Annotated in this window: 21 protein-coding genes and 1 pseudogene; 11 read left to right on the forward strand and 11 right to left on the reverse strand. The window is 69.6% G+C overall.

Features of this window, described 5'->3' with window-relative positions:
- Positions 1-28: 28 nt before the first annotated feature.
- The 5 genes from ACTWQN_RS11820 to ACTWQN_RS11840 form a co-directional block, all read right to left on the reverse strand.
- The gene (locus tag ACTWQN_RS11820) at positions 29-973 is read right to left on the reverse strand and encodes a PDR/VanB family oxidoreductase (protein ID WP_443203444.1); all 945 of its coding nucleotides are present in this window, start codon (positions 971-973) and stop codon (positions 29-31) included.
- A gap of 134 nt (positions 974-1,107) precedes the next feature.
- Positions 1,108-1,335, reverse strand: coding sequence for a hypothetical protein (locus tag ACTWQN_RS11825; RefSeq protein ID WP_443203445.1), 228 nt, complete (start codon positions 1,333-1,335; stop codon positions 1,108-1,110).
- Entirely contained in the window at positions 1,332-2,378 is a 1,047-nt protein-coding gene (locus tag ACTWQN_RS11830; protein WP_443203446.1) for a Rieske 2Fe-2S domain-containing protein, read from the reverse strand. Before ACTWQN_RS11830 ends, ACTWQN_RS11825 begins: the two co-directional genes overlap by 4 nt.
- Positions 2,379-2,606: 228 nt before the next feature.
- A complete protein-coding gene (locus tag ACTWQN_RS11835) occupies positions 2,607-3,365 on the reverse strand; it encodes an IclR family transcriptional regulator (protein WP_443203447.1) in 759 nt (252 codons plus the stop codon).
- Between the two features lie 218 nt (positions 3,366-3,583).
- On the reverse strand, positions 3,584-4,438 hold the full coding sequence (locus ACTWQN_RS11840; protein ID WP_443203448.1) for a PaaX family transcriptional regulator: 855 nt from the start codon (positions 4,436-4,438) through the stop codon (positions 3,584-3,586).
- 105 nt (positions 4,439-4,543) lie between these two features.
- Here ACTWQN_RS11840 and ACTWQN_RS11845 point away from each other — a divergent pair, with 105 nt between their 5' ends.
- The 4 genes from ACTWQN_RS11845 (at position 4,544) to ACTWQN_RS11860 (ending at position 8,578) form a co-directional block, all read left to right on the forward strand.
- On the forward strand, positions 4,544-5,455 hold the full coding sequence (locus tag ACTWQN_RS11845; protein WP_443203449.1) for an SDR family oxidoreductase: 912 nt from the start codon (positions 4,544-4,546) through the stop codon (positions 5,453-5,455).
- 149 nt (positions 5,456-5,604) lie between these two features.
- Positions 5,605-6,483 (forward strand): amidohydrolase family protein, encoded by an 879-nt coding sequence (locus ACTWQN_RS11850; protein ID WP_443203450.1) that lies wholly within the window; start codon positions 5,605-5,607, stop codon positions 6,481-6,483.
- Positions 6,484-6,492: 9 nt separating this feature from the next.
- Positions 6,493-6,951 carry a MaoC family dehydratase gene (locus tag ACTWQN_RS11855; RefSeq protein WP_443203451.1) on the forward strand — a complete coding sequence of 153 codons (459 nt, stop codon included), beginning with the start codon at positions 6,493-6,495 and terminating at the stop codon, positions 6,949-6,951.
- Positions 6,952-7,045: 94 nt separating this feature from the next.
- Positions 7,046-8,578 (forward strand): acyl-CoA synthetase, encoded by a 1,533-nt coding sequence (locus ACTWQN_RS11860; RefSeq protein WP_443203505.1) that lies wholly within the window; start codon positions 7,046-7,048, stop codon positions 8,576-8,578.
- Positions 8,579-8,625: 47 nt separating this feature from the next.
- On the opposite strand, the gene ACTWQN_RS11865 is transcribed toward ACTWQN_RS11860, so the two are convergent.
- Complete coding sequence (locus tag ACTWQN_RS11865; RefSeq protein WP_443203452.1) at positions 8,626-9,600, reverse strand: Acg family FMN-binding oxidoreductase; 975 nt, start codon at positions 9,598-9,600, stop codon at positions 8,626-8,628.
- 314 nt (positions 9,601-9,914) lie between these two features.
- On the opposite strand from ACTWQN_RS11865, the gene ACTWQN_RS11870 reads away from it, so the two are divergent.
- The 4 genes from ACTWQN_RS11870 (at position 9,915) to ACTWQN_RS11885 (ending at position 12,457) form a co-directional block, all read left to right on the forward strand.
- Complete coding sequence (locus ACTWQN_RS11870) at positions 9,915-10,109, forward strand: SHOCT domain-containing protein (RefSeq protein ID WP_443203506.1); 195 nt, start codon at positions 9,915-9,917, stop codon at positions 10,107-10,109.
- A 250-nt stretch (positions 10,110-10,359) separates the two neighbouring features.
- Positions 10,360-11,451, forward strand: a complete 1,092-nt coding sequence (locus ACTWQN_RS11875) for a lysylphosphatidylglycerol synthase transmembrane domain-containing protein (protein WP_443203453.1) — start codon at positions 10,360-10,362, stop codon at positions 11,449-11,451.
- A 229-nt stretch (positions 11,452-11,680) separates the two neighbouring features.
- Entirely contained in the window at positions 11,681-11,947 is a 267-nt protein-coding gene (locus tag ACTWQN_RS11880) for a DUF3040 domain-containing protein (RefSeq protein ID WP_443203454.1), read from the forward strand.
- A 225-nt stretch (positions 11,948-12,172) separates the two neighbouring features.
- On the forward strand, positions 12,173-12,457 hold the full coding sequence (locus ACTWQN_RS11885) for a DUF1540 domain-containing protein (RefSeq protein ID WP_443203455.1): 285 nt from the start codon (positions 12,173-12,175) through the stop codon (positions 12,455-12,457).
- A gap of 27 nt (positions 12,458-12,484) precedes the next feature.
- Here ACTWQN_RS11885 and ACTWQN_RS11890 read toward each other — a convergent pair whose 3' ends face one another.
- The 5 genes and pseudogenes from ACTWQN_RS11890 to ACTWQN_RS11910 all read right to left on the reverse strand — a co-directional run bounded on the left by ACTWQN_RS11890 (position 12,485) and on the right by ACTWQN_RS11910 (position 17,599).
- Complete coding sequence (locus ACTWQN_RS11890) at positions 12,485-12,640, reverse strand: hypothetical protein (protein WP_443203456.1); 156 nt, start codon at positions 12,638-12,640, stop codon at positions 12,485-12,487.
- Positions 12,637-12,960: pseudogene (locus ACTWQN_RS11895) on the reverse strand (glycoside hydrolase family 65 protein); the annotation flags it as partial. The pseudogene ACTWQN_RS11895 and the gene ACTWQN_RS11890, both read right to left, overlap by 4 nt.
- 12 nt (positions 12,961-12,972) lie before the next feature.
- Positions 12,973-14,538, reverse strand: a complete 1,566-nt coding sequence (otsB, locus tag ACTWQN_RS11900; protein WP_443203457.1) for a trehalose-phosphatase — start codon at positions 14,536-14,538, stop codon at positions 12,973-12,975.
- Positions 14,539-14,954: 416 nt separating this feature from the next.
- Complete coding sequence (locus ACTWQN_RS11905) at positions 14,955-17,009, reverse strand: NAD(+) synthase (RefSeq protein ID WP_443203458.1); 2,055 nt, start codon at positions 17,007-17,009, stop codon at positions 14,955-14,957.
- Positions 17,010-17,191: 182 nt separating this feature from the next.
- On the reverse strand, positions 17,192-17,599 hold the full coding sequence (locus ACTWQN_RS11910) for an Hsp20/alpha crystallin family protein (protein WP_443203459.1): 408 nt from the start codon (positions 17,597-17,599) through the stop codon (positions 17,192-17,194).
- 228 nt (positions 17,600-17,827) lie between these two features.
- Between ACTWQN_RS11910 and ACTWQN_RS11915 the strand changes: the two genes are divergently transcribed.
- The 3 genes from ACTWQN_RS11915 (at position 17,828) to ACTWQN_RS11925 (ending at position 20,242) form a co-directional block, all read left to right on the forward strand.
- Positions 17,828-18,436, forward strand: a complete 609-nt coding sequence (locus ACTWQN_RS11915) for an HdeD family acid-resistance protein (RefSeq protein ID WP_443203460.1) — start codon at positions 17,828-17,830, stop codon at positions 18,434-18,436.
- Positions 18,437-18,450: 14 nt separating this feature from the next.
- Positions 18,451-18,684, forward strand: a complete 234-nt coding sequence (locus ACTWQN_RS11920) for a LapA family protein (RefSeq protein WP_443203461.1) — start codon at positions 18,451-18,453, stop codon at positions 18,682-18,684.
- A 136-nt stretch (positions 18,685-18,820) separates the two neighbouring features.
- Positions 18,821-20,242, forward strand: coding sequence for a selenium-binding protein SBP56-related protein (locus tag ACTWQN_RS11925; protein WP_443203462.1), 1,422 nt, complete (start codon positions 18,821-18,823; stop codon positions 20,240-20,242).
- The last annotated feature ends 38 nt before the right edge of the window (positions 20,243-20,280 follow it).

A 20,280-nucleotide genomic window follows, 5' to 3' on the forward strand; every position in this document is an offset into this window, starting at 1 on the left:
AACCGGGATTCTCACTCACGAGCCGGGCTCACAGGTCCAGGACGAGGCGCTCGGAGCAGGAGCGGGACACGCAGATCATCATCGTGTCGCCCGCCTCCTGCTCGTCGGCGGTGAGGATCGAGTCGCGGTGGTCCGGGGTGCCGGAGAGCACCGTGGTCTCGCAGGTGCCGCAGGTGCCTTCCTGGCAGGACGACAGCACGGCGAGCCCGGAGCCCTCGATGACCTCCAGGATCGAGCGGTCGGCGGGGACGGTGAGAACCCGGCCGGTCTGCGCGAGTTCGATCTCGAAGGAATCGTTGGTGCCTTCGACGGGCTTGGGGGCGAAGCGCTCGACGTGCAGCGACCCGGCGGGCCACCGGGCGCAGTGCTCCTCGACGGCCGCCAGCAGCGGTTCGGGTCCGCAGCAGTAGATCGCCGTGCCGTCCTCGGGGTTCGCCAAGAGCGCGGGCAGGTCCAGCAACCCCCGCTCGTCCTGCGGGTGGATCTCGACGCGGTCCGGGTGCGCGGCTTCGAGCTGATCGCGGAAGGCCATCGAAGCACGGCTCCGGCCGCCGTAGACCAACCGCCAGTCGTCACCGGCGGCGGCCGCCTCCGCGATCATCGGCACCAGCGGTGTGATCCCGATGCCGCCCGCGATGAACAGGTAGCGCTTGGCCTTCTCGAACCGGAAGTGGTTGCGCGGCCCGCGAATCCGCACCCGGTTGCCCTCGACGAGCTGGTCGTGCACGTACTGGGAGCCGCCGCGACCGGCCGCCTCGCGCAGGACCGCGACCTGCAGCGTCGAACAGTCGCCGGGATCCCCGCACAGCGAGTACTGCCGGACCAGGTCGTCGCCGAACAGCAGATCCAGGTGGGCACCAGGCGTCCAAGCGGGCAACGCCTGGCCATCGGGATGGCGCAGGGTGAGCCGCACGACACCATCCGCAACGGTCTCCTTGCGGTCCAGCAGCAGGTCGAGTTCGGGCTCGATCATCACATGTTCCGTTTCGTGATCTCGGAGGTGAGGTGAAGGGCACCTTTCGCCAAGTAACTTGGAAAAAGGTGCCCTTCACCCCTCACTCGAACGGGGCGCCAGTTCCATCGCCGCGCGGGACGGGGGCGGGTGCGCTAGCGGGTGGCGCCGACCGGTTCTCGTACGCTCGGCGGCACCGGAACGGCGGGTTGGTGGCCGTCGGGGTGCGACAGCAGCCATTCCCACAGCTCCACCGGGTCCTCGAATTCGCGTTCGGCGGCGCAGTAGCACACCGCGCGCAGCCGGTCGGTGCCGAGCACCCAGTGGATGCGGAACACGCGGTCACCGGTCAGCATCGGTCGGGCGGCGGGGATGTCGCTCATGACGCCACGGTTTCCCCGGCGACCATGCGCTTGAGCATGCGGCGCGCTGCCAGCCCACCGGTATCGATGTTGACGGACAGCTCCTGGTAGCCCTCGGGCTCGGTGGTGATCACCTTCTCCAGCACGTCGAGCGCGGTGACGTCCTGGAGCACGACGGTGCGGTTGTTCTCCGCCAGGAAGTCCGAAACCTGCTGGTCGTCGAGCGCGAAATCGCGCGCCACCGCCCAGAAGTCGTGCGTGCTGTGCTCGGTCTCCGGGGTGATGGCGTAGACGACCTCGACGTGGAAGGCATCCGGGTCGCTGCCGTCGGGGTTGGGGACGCTGCCGACCGGGGCGATCCGGCTGTGCAGCTTGTACAGGCACGGCGGGGTGTACTCGATGTCCTGCCAGCGCGCGATCCGCCCGGTCAGGCCGGTGGACTTGGCGTAGAAGGGCGGGCACTCGGCGTCGTCCATGTGCCTGCTGACGTAGACGATTCCGGCCTCGTCGTCGACCTCGGTGGTGATCGGGGTGGCGGCGACCTCCGGCGTGCCGATGTAGCCGCCGTGCAGGTAGGTCTCGTGCGACAGGTCGAGCAGGTTGTCCACCAGCAGGCTGAAGCGCGCCGCGAGGGGTTCCAGGCCGCTGACCGTCGTGTAGTCGGGGGAGTCGAGGTAGGGCGCGCGCGGGATGGTGGTCGCGTCGGCCTGGTCGGCGTCGCCGATCCAGACCCAGACGAACGAGTCCTGCTCGACGACCGGATACGGCTTGAGCCGCGCGGTGCGGGGGACCCGGGTCTGGCCCGGGACGGCGACGCAGCCGCCGTCGGCGCCGTAGGTGAAGCCGTGGTAGCCGCAGATGACCTGGTCGTCGACCAGTCGGGTCGGCGCCTGCGACAGCGGGAACCGGCGGTGCACGCAGCGATCGGACATCGCCGTCACCTGGCCGGACTTGGTCCGCCAGAACAGGATCGACTCGCCGCAGATGGTGCGGGAGAACAGCTCTTGACCGATTTCGCGACCGTAGGCCGCTACGTACCACTGGTTGCGTGGGATGGACGTCATCGTCGACTCCGCTGTGGGTGCTATGCGGTGGAAGTTCGGGTGGTCGGGCTTGGTCCGGCGGAGCGGCCAGACTTCCCGGCGATGCACGACATCGTGTGGCCGCCACCAGCACCCGACCAACGCCCTTTCCAAAAGATGGAAGCCGATCGCGTTCAACCGGTTCGGGTGAAGGCCGAAGGGCACCTTTGACCGGCATAGTCGGTCGAAGGTGCCCTTCACCCATGCCCGTCAGTGGGTGAGGGCTCGGGTGATGGCTCGGGAGCTGGTTCGGACCAGGGGGACCAGGGCGTGGGGGGTGGCGCTGCCGTGGCGGACGACCAGGGAGACCGCGGCGATGACTTGGCCGTGTTGGTCGTGCACGGGTGCGCCGACGGAGAGGGCGTCCGAGGTGACCTGGCGGTCGCTGATGGCGAAGCCGTTGGTGCGGATGTCGGCCAGCATCCGGCGGAGGGCCTGCGGGTCGGTGATGGTGCATTCGGTGAAGCGCTGGATGGGGCCGCTGAGCACGTCGTCCTGCACCTCGGCGGGGGCGTGCGCGAGCAGCACCAGCCCGACACCGGTGGCGGTTAGCGCGAACCGGCCGCCGACGCGGGTGAGCACCTGCACCGCGCTGGAGCCCGCGATGCGTTCGATGTAGACGACTTCGGTGCCTTCGCGCACGGCGAGCTGCACGTTCTCGCGGGTGACCTGCGATAGGTCCTCCAGGAACGGCAGCGCGCGTTCCCGCAACCCCTGGCTGCGCGGTGCCAGGGCCCCGAGCTCCCACAGCCGCAGCCCCACCCGGTAGTAGCCGTCCTCGTCGCGCTCCACCCCACCCCAGGCGACGAGTTCGCCGAGCATCCGGTGCACGGTCGAAAGCGGCAGCCCGGAGTGCCGCGCGAGGCCGCTCAACGTCATGGCCGGTCGCTGCACGGTGAAGGCGTCCAGGAGGCGCAGCGCGCGGCCCAGCACCGAGCCGGTCGGCCCCGGCGCGCGGCCCGGGCTCACGACAGCACCCCGCGGGACCGGGCCGAAGCCCCGACCACCGGATGCGTCGGTACGAAGCGGACGAGCGGATGCACGGCTAGACCCTCTGCCAACGACCCGGTGGACCGCAACTGTTGCGAGCGGCAGCTCACCACGCGACTCACCGATCGGACTTGACACCCGGCGGGGTAATCGGCCGCCCATCGACCGGGGTCAGCTCCGCGACGGTTTCGCTGGGGTCAGCTCCGCGACGGGTCATCGGTGGTGATCTCGTCGATCGTTGCTCCCGCTGTTCGGGCTGCTTTGGGGCGGTAGCGGCGTTCCAGCTTGCGGAACAGGCGTTCGGCCTGGATCGCTGGCCAGTCGGGTGCCAGGTGCTCGGCCGGGAGGTGGGGGTCTTGGCGCACCAGTTGCAGCCAGTCGGTGTGCAGGACCAGTTGCCGCGCCAGGTCGTCGGGGGCCGACGGCAGCGGTCGGGGGGTGTCCCAGCGGGTCAGGAAGGCGCGGTAGCGGGTGGCGATCGCCTCGGTGTCGAAGGCGCGGCGGACCAGGTCGGCGGATTCGGTCGGTTCGGCCTGCTGGGCGGTGAACACCGTGACGTTCTCGGCGAGCCCGAGGTCCGCGACGATCGAGGCGGCGTCCTTGATGCCCGGTGCGATCCACAGGCCGTTCTGCAGCATGCCGAAGCCCGCCCAGATCAGCTGGGAGCGCAGGTCGTGCCGATCGCTTCGCCTGCTGTCCGGCAGCGAGAAGCTGACCAGCGTCCAGTTGCCGTCCCAGTCCCGGTTGACCGCGCCGGTGTCCTTGATCCGCCGCTCGCCGTCCTCCAGCACGCCGGTGGCGTGCGGGGTCAGTCCGAAGTAGACGCGGCGGCCCCGGCGGTGCCGGGTCAGCAGGCCCCGGTTGGTCATCCGGGTGAGCGTCGAACGGACCGCTTCCTCGGACACGCCAACGCGTTCGAAGACGTCGATGATGCTGCCGGAGTAGACCGCCGTGCCTCGACCGAGCACGTAGATGCCCAGGAAGCTGAGCATGAGCGACTGCGGTCGGGCCGAGTAGGTCAGCGCGTCACCGTCGGTCGGGTTGCCGGTCACGAGGCCAAGCGTAGTCGTCCTGAAGTTGGGCACAATATTGACGGCGGTCACGAGATGGCCTTATGTTGGCCGGGCCTCGGCTCGCTTGCGGGAAAGGACGCCTCCATGGATCTATCCGGGAAAGTCGCGGTCGTCACCGGCAGCGGTCGCGGGCTCGGGCGGGCGTACGCGCAAGCCCTCGCCGCCTCGGGCGCGGCCGTCGTCGTCAACGACGTGGACGCCGAAGCGGCCGGGCAGGTCGTCGAGGCGATCACCGCCGCCGGTGGTCGGGCCGTCTCGGTGGCCGCGCCGGTCGGCAGCGCCGAGGTCGCCGACCGCCTGGTGGCCACCGCCGTGGCGGAGTTCGGCCAGCTCGACGCGATGGTGACCAACGCGGGCATCCTGCGGGACCGGGTGCTGTGGAAGATGTCCGACGCGGACTTCGACGCGGTGATCGACGTGCACCTGCGCGGCACGTTCACCTGCGCCCGCGCGGCGGCCGTGCGGATGCGCGAGCAGGGCACCGGCGGTCGCCTGATCCTGATCTCCTCGCCAGCTGGGCAGCGCGGGAACTTCGGCCAGACCAACTACGCCGCCGCCAAGGCCGGGATCGTCGCGATGGCGCGCACCTGGGCGATGGAGCTGGCCAGGGCCGACATCGCGGTCAACGCCGTGGTCCCGGTCGCCGCGACCGAGATGACCAAGACCATCCCCGCGTTCGGGCCGATCATCGAGGAAGCCGAGCGCACCGGTCAGCCGTTCCCGCAGTGGCTGCGCAAGGACGAAGGCTTCGGGACCGCGGCGGATGTCGCGTCGCTGATCGTCTTCCTCACCTCCGATGCGGCCAAGGGCGTCACGGGCCAGGCCATCGGCATCGGCGGCGACAAGCTCGCGCTGTGGTCGCATCCGCACGAGAAGACCCCGGCCTACGCCGACGGTGGTTGGACGGCCGACGCCATCGCCGCGTCGTGGCACGGCGGCGTCGGCGCCGAACCCGAAACCTACGGAGTCCCCGCACCGAAACTCCCAGAATCCTGAGCGGCTCCCCTCGGGGGTGTGCTCCGAAGCGATGAGAGCGGGGTGAAGGGCACCTTTTACCAAGTAAGTTGGCGAAAGGTGCCCTTCACCCCTCGCCCGAACTGCTCCCCGTACCGGCATGCAGGACGAGTTCAAGGACAGGTGCTGACATGACGCACATCAACGTTGATGAACTGGTCGCGATCGACGTCCACACCCACGCCGAGATCTCCAAGGACGGCCACGGCTCGTTGAGCCCCGAACTGTTCGGGGCGTCGGAGAAGTACTTCAAGGCGCAGGGGCACCGGCAGCCGACCATCCCGGAAATGGCCGACTACTACCGCGAGCGCAAGATGGCGGCCGTGGTGTTCACAGTGGACGCCGAACACGCCACCGGACATCCGCGCATCGCCAACGAGGAGATCGCCGAGAGCTGCGCCGAACACTCCGACGTGCTCATCCCGTTCGCCAGCATCGACCCGTGGAAGGGCCGGGCCGGGGTGCGCGAAGCGCGTCGGCTGGTCACCGAGCACGGCGTGCGCGGGTTCAAGTTCCACCCCAGCATCCAGGCCTTCTCGCCCAACGACCCGATGGCGTACCCGCTGTACGAGGTGATCGAGGAGCTGGGCGGCATCGCGTTGTTCCACACTGGACAGACCGGGATCGGCGCCGGTGTGCCGGGCGGTGGCGGCATCCGGCTGAAATACGCCAACCCGATGCTGGTCGACGACGTCGCGGTGGACTTCCCCGACCTGAAGATCATCCTGGCGCACCCGTCGTTCCCGTGGCAGGACGAGGCGCTGGCCGTGGCCAACCACAAACCGCACGTCTACATCGACCTGTCCGGCTGGTCGCCGAAGTACTTCCCGCCGCAGCTGGTGCGCTACGCCAACTCGCTGCTGCAGGACAAGGTGCTGTTCGGATCCGACTACCCGGTCATCACCCCGGACCGCTGGCTCACCGATTTCGACAAGCTCGACATCAAGCCCGAAGTCCGCCCCAAGATCCTCAAGGACAACGCGGCGAAGCTGCTCGCCTTGACCAGCTAGGAGTGTGCCATGACCACCACCGTCAACGGGCTGGACGAGATCAAGGGGCTCGTCGGTCGGGAACTCGGACCCGGCGACTGGCTGGAGATCACCCAGGGCCGGGTCAACACCTTCGCCGACGCCACCGACGACCACCAGTGGATCCACCTCGACGTCGACCGGGCCAAGAGCGGCCCGTTCGGCGGCACCATCGCCCACGGCTACCTCACGCTGGCGCTGCTCATCCCGATGTACACCGAGCTGCTGGAGATCCGGGGCGTGGGCATGAGCGTCAACTACGGCCTGGAGAAGGTGCGATTCCCGAGCCCGGTGCCGGTCGGCGGCAAGATCAGGCTGGCCGGGAAGGTCGTCTCGGTCGAGGAGGTCACCGGCAACGGGGTGCAGATGGTCCTCGACTTCACCGTCGAGATCGACGGTTCCGCCAAACCGGCCTGCGTCGCGCGAGCGGTCTACCGGCACTACGCCTGAGCGAGCTCCAGGACTGCCGCATCCGCGGGGAAACCACCCGGGGAGCAGCTGGCCTCGACGAGATCACCGTGGCGGACGAGGAGGAAACGTGCCGATGCACAACGAAGGCCTGGGCGGCTGGCCTGCTCGGCGGGCGCGGATGACCCCGGGGCGCACCGCGCTCGTGTTCGGCGGCAAGTCGGTCAGCTACGCCGAATTGGCCCGTCGAACTACTCGGCTCGCCGCCCAACTGCGCCGCGCCGGTGTCGAACCGGGCGCCAGGATCGCTTATCTGGGCACCAACCATCCGGCGTTCGTGGAGACCATGTTCGCCACGCACATGGTCGGCGGCGTCTTCGTCCCGTTGAACTTCCGGCTGACCGCCGCCGAGATCGAATACATGCTGGGCGATTCGGGTGCCGTCGTGCTCGTCTACGCACCGGAACGCGCCGCGGTGGTGCGGGAACTGGGCGAACTCGCCGGGCTGCGCGAAATCGTGGCGCTCGCCGAACCCGCGCCGGGGGAGCGGGACTACGAACCTTGGCTGGCCGCTGGCGAGGACACCCCGATCGATCTCCCGGTGCGGCTCGACGACACCGCGCTCATCCTCTACACCTCGGGCACCACGGGCCGCCCGAAAGGCGCGATGCTGACCCACGGCAACCTCGTTTGGAACACCTACAACCTCCTCGTCGGTGTCGATCTGGCCAGTGACGAGGTGACCCTGATCAGCGCCCCGCTGTTCCACGTGGCCGCGCTCAACCAGACGCTGCTGCCCACCTTCATCAAGGGCGACACTTCGGTGCTGACGTCCACTTGGGACGTCGACGTCTGCTACGACCTCGTCGAGGAATTCGGCATCACCCTGATGTTCGGGGTGACGACCATGTTCGCCGAGTTCGCCCAGTCGCCGCGCTGGGCCGATGCCGACCTGTCCTCGCTGCGAACGGTGATGAGCGGTGGCGCCGCCATTCCCGAACCGCTCATCCGCGCCTATCAGGAGCGCGGCCTGGTGTTCTGCCAGGGGTACGGGATGACCGAGACCGCGCCCGGCGCGACGTTCCTGGAAGCCGCGGAGAGCACCCGCAAGGTCGGGTCTGCCGGTGTGCCGGTGTTCTTCAGCAGCGTGCGGGTGGTGCGGCCGGACCTAACCGACGTCGAGCCCGGCGAGCCGGGCGAGGTGCTCATCAAGGGCCGCAACGTCAGTCCCGGATACTGGCAGAACCCGGCGGCCACGGCGGATTCGCTGGCCGACGGCGGCTGGTTCCGCTCCGGCGACATCGCGAAGGTCGACGACGAAGGCCACCTGTACATCGTCGACCGGGTCAAGGACATGTTCATCTCCGGCGGGGAGAACGTCTATCCGGCCGAGGTGGAGAACGCCATCTTCGCGCATCCGGCGGTCGCCGAGGTGGCCGTCGTCGGGGTTCCGGACCAGCGCTGGGGCGAGGTCGGTCGGGCGTTCGTGGTGTGTCGACCGGACACCGCGCTGACGCGCGACGAGCTGCGCGAATTCCTGCGCGGCAGGCTGGCGAAGTACAAGATCCCAGTGCACCTGGAGGTCGTCGAGCGGCTGCCGCGCACCGGTTCGGGCAAGGTGCAGAAAGCCCGCCTGCGCGAAGGTTTCACCGGCACGCCCGAGAACTAGCCGACAATTCGCGGGCGCTTCCGGCGACCGATCCGACCGGTGCGGTCTCACGACGTCTTCGGGGATCGCCGCGGGGTGATCGGTACCGGTGGTCCGTAGCCGATGCGGAGCACGGTTTGCGGCCACAGACCGCCGCCGATGAGGGTGCGCAGCTCCTTGCGGGTCGCTGGCACCTCGACCGCTTGGGACAGGAACGACGTGGCCAGTCCGGCGGCCGTGGCGGTCAGCAGCACGCGCTGCATGGCCACTCCGGCTTGCAGCTGCGCTTGCCGGGAATCCTGGAACGAGCCGAGCACGCAGATCAGCGGTTCGGGTTCGAAGCCCTTGCCCGCCGCTTCGGTGGCCGCGGTGCCGTCGCTGAACTCGCGCAGCACCCATTCGTCCCGCGGCTCCGGCAACGGCCCGTTGCGCGCGGGCACTCGGTCACCGTTGTCCCGGTCGTGTCCGGTCCAGCGCCGCCATTCGGCGACGAAATCCGCGTCTGCGAGCTGCCTGTCGTGCGCTCGCCGCAGCAGGGCCCGCAGTTTGGGGCGCTGGGTCCGGTCGAGGATGGCGAGCCAGCTCCGCTCGGCTTCGGCCGCCTGCCGCAACTCGGCCTGCAGCGCTGCCGACACCGGCAGGGGCAGGAACGGGCGGCGGTTGGTGCGGCGTTGCGGGATCGCGGCCGCCAGTGCGCGGTCGATCGGGGTGGCGGGGCGGCGGCCGGACGGCCGCACGGTGGCGAGCAGATCGGGGTTCCCGTGATCGGGGAACATCCGCACGTCCGGGTAAACCCCGGTCGTCCGGATCGCCAGCCGCAGGTTCAGCAGGGCGGCTCCGCAAGCGAGGGTGAGTTCCCGGTGTTCGGGGTCGGCGACGGGGACCGCGTGCGAACGATCCGCCTGCAGCTCGATGACGGCCGCGGTGCAGTGGAACCGCCACGGTTGGCTGTTGTGCAGGGACGGCGCGGCGACGGCCGCGAGCAGAACCTGCCGGACCTGGTCGGCGGTCAGGTGTCCCACGGGCATGATGGTGGTGTTCATCGCACCCCCCTTCGTCGCCAGCGACTTCCCGCGATTCCAGGCTGTCGGGCTGATGAGCAGCGACATAGAGCCGATGGTCACCTGCCCGCACCCGGCCATCCAAAAAGGACAATTTGGTTTGACCGGTTTGTCGTGGTCGCCTGGTGACCATCGGCTCTGGCCGCGGACTTGGTGGGTGCGCGACGGTTCTGCCAGGTGGGTCGTCCGCGCATTTCGCGGCGCGCACAGCGGAGACAACGGAAAAGAGGGGCGCGATGCACCATTGGGGCGGTTACGGCTTTGGTGTCTGGGGACTGACGATGATGACGGTGAGCATGGTGCTGTTCTGGGCCCTGGTCATCGCGGCGATCATCGCGCTGGTCCGCTACTTGCAGCGCACCGGTCGGGTCGAGCGGGGCACCGTGTCGGCCGAAGAGCTGCTGGCGGAGCGGTTCGCTCGCGGTGAAATCGATGAAGAGGAATACCGCCGCAGGCTGGCGACGTTGTCGGAGGGCAGACGCCGGACCTGACGGAAGGTCGGGCATTCGGTCCCGGTGACAGCCGCTGTGCGCGGGAGTGTGGGGCATGACACCCCCGCTCCGTGGTGTGGTCCCGGTGACAGCTGACGAGGACGTTCGACTCTGATGCGGCACGAGCGCCGCTGTGCACCCTCGACGAGGTTGCCGACCGAGGTCGCACGCGCGTCCGCCGGTCGGTTTCGGCTGACCTCGTCAGGCTGCGGGCTTGGGCGAGCTGACGGTCCACAGCGGGGGAAGGGACATGCGAGGACGAGTGCGCACGATCGTGCAGTGGGCGGTGGTGCTCGGCGGCGCGGGCGTGATGCTTTGGCAGTTGCCCGCACTGGCGCGGGAGACCAACGACCTCGGTGCCGAACTCGCACAACTGCGGTGGGGATGGGTCGGCGCGGCCGTCGTGCTGGGCATCGGCGCACTGGTGGTGTACGGGGAGTTGCACCGCCGCTTGCTGGCCGCGGGCGGTGCGCTGCTACCGGTGTCGACCATCCAGGCGATCAACTTCTCCCAGAACGCGCTGTCGACCACGCTGCCCGCGGTCGGCAACGCGGCCGGTTTCGTCTACGCGACCTACCAGCTGCGCAAGCGCCACGTCGAAGTCGCGTTGGCCGCGTGGTCGCTGGTGCTGGCGGGCACGGTCGCCACGATCACGTTGATCGTGCTGGGCCTGCTCGGCCTGGGCTGGGCCGGGAAGGTGCCGGTGCTGGTCGCGGTGGGGCTCGCGGCAGGCGTCGCGCTCGGGTCGTGGCTGTGCTGGGGCGTGGTGACCCGGCCGTCGGTGCTGCACCGCTTCCTGCGGGCTCTGACGTGGCTGGCCCGGCGGTTTCCGGGAGTCTGCCGCACCTGCCGCCGGAGTTGGGCGAACGACCCGGACGCGACCGCGCGCCGCATCTCCGAGCGGATCCGGCTGCTGCGCCCCAACGGGCTCCAGTGGCTGGTCATCACCGCGCTCGCGGTGCTGAGCTGGCTTTTGGACTACCTGAGCCTGACCACCAGCGTCGCCGCGCTGGGTCCACCGGTGCCGTGGTCGACGCTGGTGGTGGGGTTCCTGGTGGTGCAGGGCAGCATCGCGTTGCAGGTCTTCCCGGGTGGGGCCGGTCTCGCCGAGGCCGGGCTGCTCGGCGTGTTGACCGCCTCCGGGGTACCGGTCGCCCCGGCTCTGGCGAGTGTCCTGGTCTACCGGCTGATCAACTGGCTCGGCTTGGCGGCGCTGGGCTGGATGGTCTACGCCGTCCAGATCCACCTCGCTCCGTTGCACGAGCACCAGCACGCACCGGCATTCGCCTCGACCGGGCCAGGTACGCCGAGGCGCCCGGCACGCCGCCGCTGGATGACCTAGCACCCCAATGCGGATCAAACCGAGCACCTATTGGTGCGCGATGCTCCTCTGTGGACGGTCGTGGTAGGGATAGGCCAGTCGAATGGCTGCGGGCCGTGGCGGGTCGGTTCGCGTGCGGATTCCGCGCTGGGGCGATGGGGGCCGATGGGCTCTAGTTGTTCGCGCCGCGGCTGGCAACGCTTTCCCCAAGCGGGTTCGTTCGCAGTTTGGTCGACTTCGGGAGGTTGCGATGCTCCGACGCTACGAACAGCGCCTCCTCGACGAGATCGAGCGGCGGCTGTACGCCGAGGATCCGGATTTCGTCCGCAAGATGACCCAGCTGCGCCCGCTGGTGCGGGTCTTCGCGTGGCTGACGGTCTGCCGGGCGGTCGGGGTCGTAGCTGCCGTTCTCGCGGTGCTGTGCCTGTTCCTCGACGAGGGGGCGGGGTTCCTGGTGGCCGCGCTGTTCGCCGCCGCGCTGCTGGTGTTCGCGGACTGGAAGATCCAGACCGAATGACGAAAACCCCGGCGCCGGACAAGCCCGGTGCAGGCGTTGACCGAGTGGCCGCAGATAGCTCTTGTGACGCGGCACGGTTGTTGTTGCGTCGCCCCGGCGATCCTTACGCATCCACCGGCATCGGAACCTCATCAGGTGACTCCCACGCGCTGCGACCTGTCGCGCGCACTGGTCGGCGGGACAGTGAAGGTCCGACAGCGCAACGCAGAACCTGGGGTGATGGCGATGAAGATGCCGCTGGTGAACAAGTGCACGGCCGAGGAGTGCGCCTTCAACCACGACCAGACCTGCCACGCGTTGGCCATCACCATCGGCGACCCGGCACGCGCGCAGTGCGACACCTTCTGCCGGGCCCCGGTCGCCGGAGGTGATCCCGACGCCGTCGGCCACGTCGGCGCGTGCAAGATGTCCGACTGCCGGTACAACGTCGGCCTGGAGTGCCAGGCGCCCGGCATCACCGTGGGATACGAGCAGGAAATCGTGGACTGCCTGACCTACCAACCCGCCTGACGCCCGCGCCGAGCGGCCTCCCGAGCATCACGCCCCGCTGCGGTGCGGTTCCAGCGAGAACCGCGCGGTTTCACCTGGCCAGAGCTGGACGGTTCGGGAGCCGCAGGCGCAGGTCACCGGCCAGCGGGCGGGGTCCGGTGCGGCCCGGACCGTGGCGGTGCGGCCGCTGACCTCGACGGTCATGGGCTGTCGCTGGTTGACAGTCCACAGTGGAACTTCTTGTGCAGTCGGGTCCAGGCCAGGTCGTGCGAGAGGCGCGGCTCGTCGAATCCGGCGGCATCTCGCACCTGGTCGACGGCCTCCGCGACCGGTTCGGTGCTGGCCCGGTCCCGGGAGGTGTGCAGTGCGACGATCTTCTCCACGCGCACTTCGGCATTCCGAACGAGATCGACCACCACGTCGTGGGCGATCAGGTCGTCCTGCTGGATCAGCGACCGGTCGGCGTCGATGAACCGGTCGGCCGCGAACACCCGGCAGCGCGCCGCTTCGGCGACGCGGATCCCGGCGCCACGGGTTCATGTCGGCTGCACCGAGGACGACACGCGGGCCAGCAGCGCGCGCAGCGAGCGCGGACCGTCGACCGAGTAGTGGGCCCAGGTCAGCCGGTCGCCGTGTTCGGCGCTGTGCACCACGACGCCGATGCCGTCGTCGTGGATCTCGTGGAGGGCGTCCTCGTCGGTGTAGTCGTCCCCGGCGAAGACCGGGGTGACATCAGGCCCGGTGAACCCCAGCCGGGCCAGCAGCCAGCGCAGCGCTCGCCCCTTGTCCCAGGCGATGTTCGGCAGCAGTTCCACCACGCGTCGGCCGTGCGTGGTGCGCAGCGTGGGCAGTGCGTCACCGATGCGGTGCACCGTGGCGATCACGTGGTCGACGACATCGGGCCGGACGTTGCGGTAGTGCACCGCGAGTGCGAACCGCTTGCGGTCGACCATCACCCCGGCGACGGTTTCCAGTTCGATCGTGAGGAGCCGTTCGGCTTCGTCGAGATCGGGCAGCGCCAACTCGCCGTCGTGTTGCACGATCGGTTCGTCGGTGGGTCCGGCCAGCTCGAATCCGTGGCTGCCCGCGTACCACAGGCCGTCCACCCGGACCCGGCGGCGCACGTCTTGCAGATCCCGGCCGCTGAGGATCGCCACCGGGCACAGCTCGGCGAGCGCCTGCAGCACCTGGCGGCTCCCAACGGGCATCGTGACCTTGGTCGGGTCGTTGCGGATCGGCGCGAGGGTGCCGTCGAAGTCCAGCAGCAGCACCGGTCGGCGCCCCCGGAGGCGCTCGGCGATCTCGTCCCAGTGGTCCAGGGCGTCGGGCACCCCGGAGAGGTGGTGCTCCTCGGATGCCGTGACCGAGACGTCGGCCAACGTGGACACGACCACGTCGGCCCCGGCGTCCAGCAGTCGGCTCGGCGGTCGGCCGCGGGCGACGCCGACGATGAGCGCGAAGCCCGCCGCGCGGGCCGCGGCCACTCCGACCGGGGCGTCTTCGACGACCACGGATGCCGATGGCGGGACACCGAGCCGCCGGGTGGCTTCGAGCAGGATCGCGGGATCGGGCTTGCCGGGCAGCCCGAGTTCCTCGGCGGCCAGGCCGTCCACGCGAACGGCGAACAGATCTGCGATCCCGGCCCGATCGAGCACGGGTGAGCAGTTGCGGCTGCTGGAGACGACAGCGGTGCGCACGTCGTGGCGGCGCAACGACTCGATCAGAGCGATCGCGTCGGCGAACACCTCGACACCGCGGACGGCGAGGGCATCGCGGAAGTAGCGGTCCTTGAGCCTGCCCAGTCCGTGACCGGTTTCCTGGCCGGGCTCGTCGTCCGCGAGCCCCCTGGGCAGTTCGATGCCGCGCGAGCGCAGGAAGTCGAGCACGCCGTTGACCCGGGGCTTGCCGTCGACGTGTTGGGTGTAGTCGGAGTCGGTGAAGGGGCGGTGATCTTCGCCCGCCGCCGTCGGCCGATCCGCCAGGTACCGGTCGAACAGCTGTTTCCACGCGTCGGCGTGCACCGCTGTGGTGTCGGTGACCACGCCGTCCATGTCGAACAGCACCGCGCGGTGGCGGCGGGGATCGATGTTCGTGGCAGCCATGCTGACTCCAAGCCCGGTTGCGACGTGTTCGTGGGATACCCGCGTGCCGGGCCGATTAGCCGAGTTCGCACGGATTGGGGTGCGAGGTTCGCCAGCGCGACGCCTGCGCCAGGCGAGCGGTGGAAGCCGCTTTCTCCCTCCCACGTACGCAGATTGACCACCCGCGGGTAAGCGAGGGCGCGGGTTGGTTTGCGTGGCGGTGCGGGTAGCGGAACCTCAGAGGCCTTCTCGACTCCGGGATCCCCGACTCATGTATGTCCGATACACAGCGTCGTGGCTGTCCTCGCGAGAAGACCTCTGAGAACCCGCGGCGGTGCGAGTTGCGAACGTGGGAGGAAGCGGCTCACGCCGCTTGCCTGACGGCCACCCCCGGCTACACCCAATCCGCGCGAGCTCTAAGCCACCACCTACACCCTCTAACCCGGGACGTTGCGCTCCAGTTCTTCGAGCCAGGCGCGGGCGGTGGCGTCGCTGGGTGCCCGCCAGTCGCTGCGCGGCGAGAGCGCCCCGCCCGAGCCGACCTTGGGACCGTTGGGCAGTGCGGAGCGTTTGAACTGGCTGCTCTGGACGAACCGGTGCAGGAACACCGCCAGCCACCGCTTGATGGTGGCCAGGTCGTATTCGTTGCGCTTGCCCGGCGGGATGAGGCTGGGCCAGCTGCCCTGCGTCCGGTCGGCCCACGCGTGCTGCGCGAGGTAGGCGATGCGGCTGGGCCGGTAGCCGAACCGCAGCAGGTAGTAGAGGTGGAAGTCCTGCAGTTCGAAGGGGCCGACGACGGCCTCCGAATGCTGCGCGGGCTCGCCGCGATCACCCTCGCCCGGTGGCACCAGTTCCGGTGAGATGGCGGTGTCCAAGATGGACTCCAGCGCGGCGGCTGCGGCGCCGGTCAGCTCGCCGGTGTCGGCGGTCCACCGGATCAGGTACTGGATGAGCGTTTTGGGCACCGAGGCGTTGACGTTGTAGTGCGACATGTGGTCGCCGACGCCGTAGGTGCTCCAGCCCAGGGCGATCTCGCTGAGATCACCGGTGCCCACCACCAGGGCACCGCGCTGGTTGGCCAGCCGGAACAGGTGGGACGTGCGTTCACCGGCCTGCACGTTCTCGTAGGTGATGTCGTAGACGGGTTCACCGCAGGCGGCCGGATGGTCGAGATCGCGCAGCATCTGCATCGCCGACGGCCGGATGTCGATCTCGCCCGCCGTCACGTCCAGCGCGGCCATCAGCCGGTGCGAATTGCGCCGAGTGCGTTCGCTGGTGGCGAAACCGGGCAGTGAGAAGGCGAGCACGTTGCCGCGGGGCAGGCCGAGCCGATCCATGCTCTTCGCGGCGACGATGAGCGCCTGGGTCGAGTCGAGTCCACCCGAGACCCCGATCACCACCTTCTTGGTCCCGGTGGCGGCGAGTCGGCGGGTGAGGCCTTGCACCTGGATGTGGTAGACCTCGGCGCAGCGCTCGCCGAGCGTGCGCGGATCGGCTGGCACGTAAGGAAAACGCGGCACCTCGCGGCGCAGCGCGACGGTCGCGTCCGGCACGGGCAGGTCGACGCGGACCCGGCGCAGGCCGCGCAGTCGTTCCTGGTGGTCGTGCGCGCAGTCGGCGAAGCTAGTCGTGCGCATCCGGTCCTGCACCAGGCGTTGCAGGTCCACGTCGGCGGTGACCAGCTGCTCGCCGCTGCTGAACCGGTCGCCCTCGGCGAGCCGTTCGCCGTTCTCGTAGATCAGCGCCTGCCCGTCCCAGGCGAGGTCGGTGGTGGATTCGCCCGGTCCCGCCGCCGCGTAGAGGTAGGCGGCGACGCATCGGGCCGAGTGCGCCGCGCACAGCTGGCGCCGGTAGTCCGCCTTGGCGATGGTGATGTTGCTGGCCGAGAGGTTGATCAGCACGGTCGCGTCGGCCAACGCCGCCCAGGTGCTCGGTGGCGCCGGAACCCACAGGTCCTCGCAGACTTCCACGTGGAAGGTGAAACCGTCGAACGCGGGGACGTCGAACAGCAGGTCGTTGCCGAACGGGACCTCGGAGCCGAACAGGGTCAGCTGCCGCGCGGTCGCGTCCCGGGCGGCGGCGAAGTAGCGCCGCTCGTAGAACTCCCGGTAGGTGGGCAGGTAGCTCTTGGGCACCACGCCGAGCACCTCGCCCCGGTGGATGACCACGGCGCAGTTGAACAGCCGCCCGCCGCAGCGCAACGGGGCACCGACGACGAGCACGCTGCCCAGCTCGGCACTCCCGCGCACCACCCGCCCAAGCGCGGCGATTACCGCGTCCTGCAAGGCGTCCTGGTGGAACAGGTCGTCGGCGGTGTAGGAGGACAGACCGAGTTCCGGAAACAGCACCAGGACCGCGTGGTCCGCGGCAGCCCGGCGGGCCAACCCCAGGGTGCGGTCGGCGTTGAGCTCCGGGTCGACGCCGCCGACCACCGGTATGCCGACCGCCATCCGCACGAAGCCGTGCCGGTACAGCGATTCGAAATCAGCCATGGCCGACCACGTCGGTGCAGCGGTCCCGAGGCATGGGGTGCTCCTCGTCGAAAGGAACCCGGACCAGCCCATCATCGGCCGCACCTCGGGCCCGCGCAGTGCAACGGGGGTCCGGCGGGCACGCCGCCGGACCCCCGGATAGCGCGTCGGTGACGAGATCGCCCTCCGCCGCGGCGATCGGCTCACTTCCCCTTGCGGGCCACCGGGATCTCCTTGCTGATCTCGGCTTCGCGTCGCGGGACGCGGATGGTGAGGATGCCCGCTTCGTACTCGGCCTTGATGTCCTCGGTGTTGCAGCTGGCGGGCAGCAGCATGGTGCGGCTGAACGAGCCGTAGGAGAACTCGGTGTGCCGGTCGGTGCGCTCCTCGTGCTCGCGCTCGGCGTTGATCTTGAGCTGGTTGCCTTCGACGCTGATGTGGATGTCCTCGTCGGGATCCATGCCGGGCAGCTCGCTGCGGATCACGAAGTCGTTCTTGTCGGTGAAGGTCTCCACCCGCATCGTGTGCCGTTCACCGAAGGGCCACTCCGTCTCGAACATCTGGAAGATGTCCGGCAATCCGAGGCTCGGCCGCGGCATCAAGCTGCTCATGGTGTCCTCCCAGGAATGAGGGTTTCGGCGTGCTGCGTCCGGGAGGCCTGCCGACGAGTGGTGGCGCCCATCGGCACCATCGCCCCCGGACGCGTCGCGGGTACCCGTCCGCCGCCGCAGGTGAAACCGGCAGGTCGTTCGGCCCTTGGGCGGTGTCCCGGCGGCTCGCAACCTGGAGATGTACAGGCCGTCATCGGCGGGTGTTCAGATGCCCATGCGAGGTCGATCATGTCCAACGCACAAGAGCAGGTCGCCCCGGCTGCCGCCGAACCGCTGGCCAAGCTCGGGCGGTCGTGGGGATGGCTGCTGGCGTTCGGGATCCTGACCCTGATCGCGGGAATCCTGGCGCTGGTCTGGCCCGGACCAGCGATCGTGACGGTGGCCATCATCTTCGGCGTCCAACTGTTCGTCGATGGGATCTTCTGGTTCGTCCAGGCGGTGGGTTCGCACCGGGAGGGCGGCTTGGTGCAGGTGTTGCTCGCCGTGCTGGCCATCGTCGCCGGTGTCGTGGTGCTGCGGTCCCCGGTGGCGACCGCGCTGCTGCTGCCGCTGGTGCTCGGTCTGTTCTGGACGGTCAACGGAGTCATCGAGACCTTCCACGCCATCGTCCGCGAACACGTGCCCGCGCGGGGCTGGGCGATCGCCGCCGGGGTGCTCAGCGTGCTCGCCGGGATCGTGCTGCTGGTCTACCCGGGCCTCGGTCTCGTGGTGCTGACCTACACCCTCGGCATCTGGCTGGTGGTCTACGGGGGCATCGCGGCGATCCGCGCCGTCCAGATGCGCCCGCGCGCGGCTGCCGCGGCCACTCCCGCGCACCCAGGTCCGGCACCGGCGTAACTCGGGGTGGAGCCATGGGGACCCAGCATTCACCCGTCACACCGGCCCGCCGCCGCTGGCTGTCGCCGCGTGCCGTGACGGGCCTGATCCTCGCCGTCCTGGCGGTGGTGCTCGCGGTCGAGAACCGGCAGCTGGTCGAAATCAGGCTCTTCGTGCCGTTGGTGACCATGCCGCTTTGGACCGCGCTGGCCGTGCTGCTGATCATCGGCGTCATCATCGGGTTCCTGGTGGCCCGTCCCCGAAAGTGACGGCGTCGTGGCGATTTCGCGATTCGGAGTCATGACCGGTCGAGGTGGTGCACGGGTCTCACCATGTGAACCGGCTCGACGCTGCGCTGCGAGTCGGAGACGCTGAGTGACGACGCCGTCTGGTCGAGGAGACACGATGAGCTCTCCAGTCGAGCACCAGCCCGACCCCACCTTCTACCGCAGTCCCGGCGATGCCATCGCCGCACCACCGGAACGCCTGGCCTACGTCGTCGCCTTCGACCGCACCGCCGGGCGGCCCGACGCGCTGGCCGTGGTGGACACGGACCCGGAGTCGCCGGAGTTCGCCGAGGTGGTCGGCTGGGCCGACCTGCCGACCCGCGGCGACGAACTGCACCACTTCGGGTGGAACGCGTGCAGCAGCGCCGTCGCGCACGCCGGTCATCACACCGACGGCCTGCAACGCCGCTACCTGCTGCTTCCCGGGTTGCGCTCGTCGAACGTGCACGTCTACGACACCTACCCCGACCCGCGCCAGCCGCGGCTGCTGCGGACCATCACCGCGGCCGAACTCGCGGCGAAGGCGGGCTACTCCCGGCCGCACACGCTGCACTGCGGGCCGGACGGGATCTACCTGTCCTGCCTCGGTGGCGCGGACGGCGCCGACGGTCCGGGCGGTATCGCCGTGCTCGACCACGACACGTTCGACGTCGTGCGCGCGTGGGAGACCGACCGCGGCCCCCAGCACCTGGCCTACGACGCCTGGTGGCACCTCAACCAGAACACCCTGATCACCAGCGAATGGGGCACGCCCTCGATGGTGGAGAACGGGATCATCCCGGAACTGCTGCTGGGCAACGAGTACGGTCACGCCCTGCACTTCTGGGACCTGGCGAGCGGGCGCCACCTGCAGCGCGTCGACCTCGGCGCGCAGCACCAGATGGTGCTCGAACTCCGCCCGTCACACGATCCGGGCGCCACCTGGGGTTTCGTCGGGGTGGTCATCAGCACCGAGGACCTGTCCGCGTCGGTCTGGCGCTGGCACCGGGAAGGCGGGAGCTGGCAGGCCGACAAGGTGATCACCATCCCGGCGGAACCGGCGCCCGCGGACCGGCTGCCGCCCGCGCTGCAACCCTTCGGCGCGGTGCCGCCCCTGGTGACCGACATCAACCTGTCCGTCGACGACCGGTTCCTGTACGTCTCGTGCTGGGGCACCGGTGAGCTGAAGCAGTACGACGTCAGCGACCCGGCGCGGCCCCGCGAGACAGGTTCGGTGCGCCTCGGCGGCATCACCGGGCGCGTCGCCCACCCGGCGGCCCCGGCCGAGCCGCTGTCCGGTGGGCCGCAGATGGTGGAGGTCAGCCGCGACGGTCGGCGCATCTACCTGACCAACTCGCTCTACGGTTCGTGGGACGACCAGTTCTACCCCGACGGCGTCGGCGCGTGGTTCGCCAAGCTCGACACCGATCCGGACGCCGGTGGCGGACTGGCGGTCGACGAGCGGTTCTTCCCGCGCGGCGAGCAGTTCAACGGGCTGCGGGTCCACCAGGTCCGCCTGGAAGGCGGCGACGCCTCCTCGGACTCGTACTGCTTCCCATGACCGCCAGCCGCGCTCCAGCCGCTGGGAACAACGAAACC

This window comes from Saccharopolyspora antiqui (assembly GCF_052246905.1).
Lineage (GTDB): Bacteria > Actinomycetota > Actinomycetes > Mycobacteriales > Pseudonocardiaceae > Saccharopolyspora.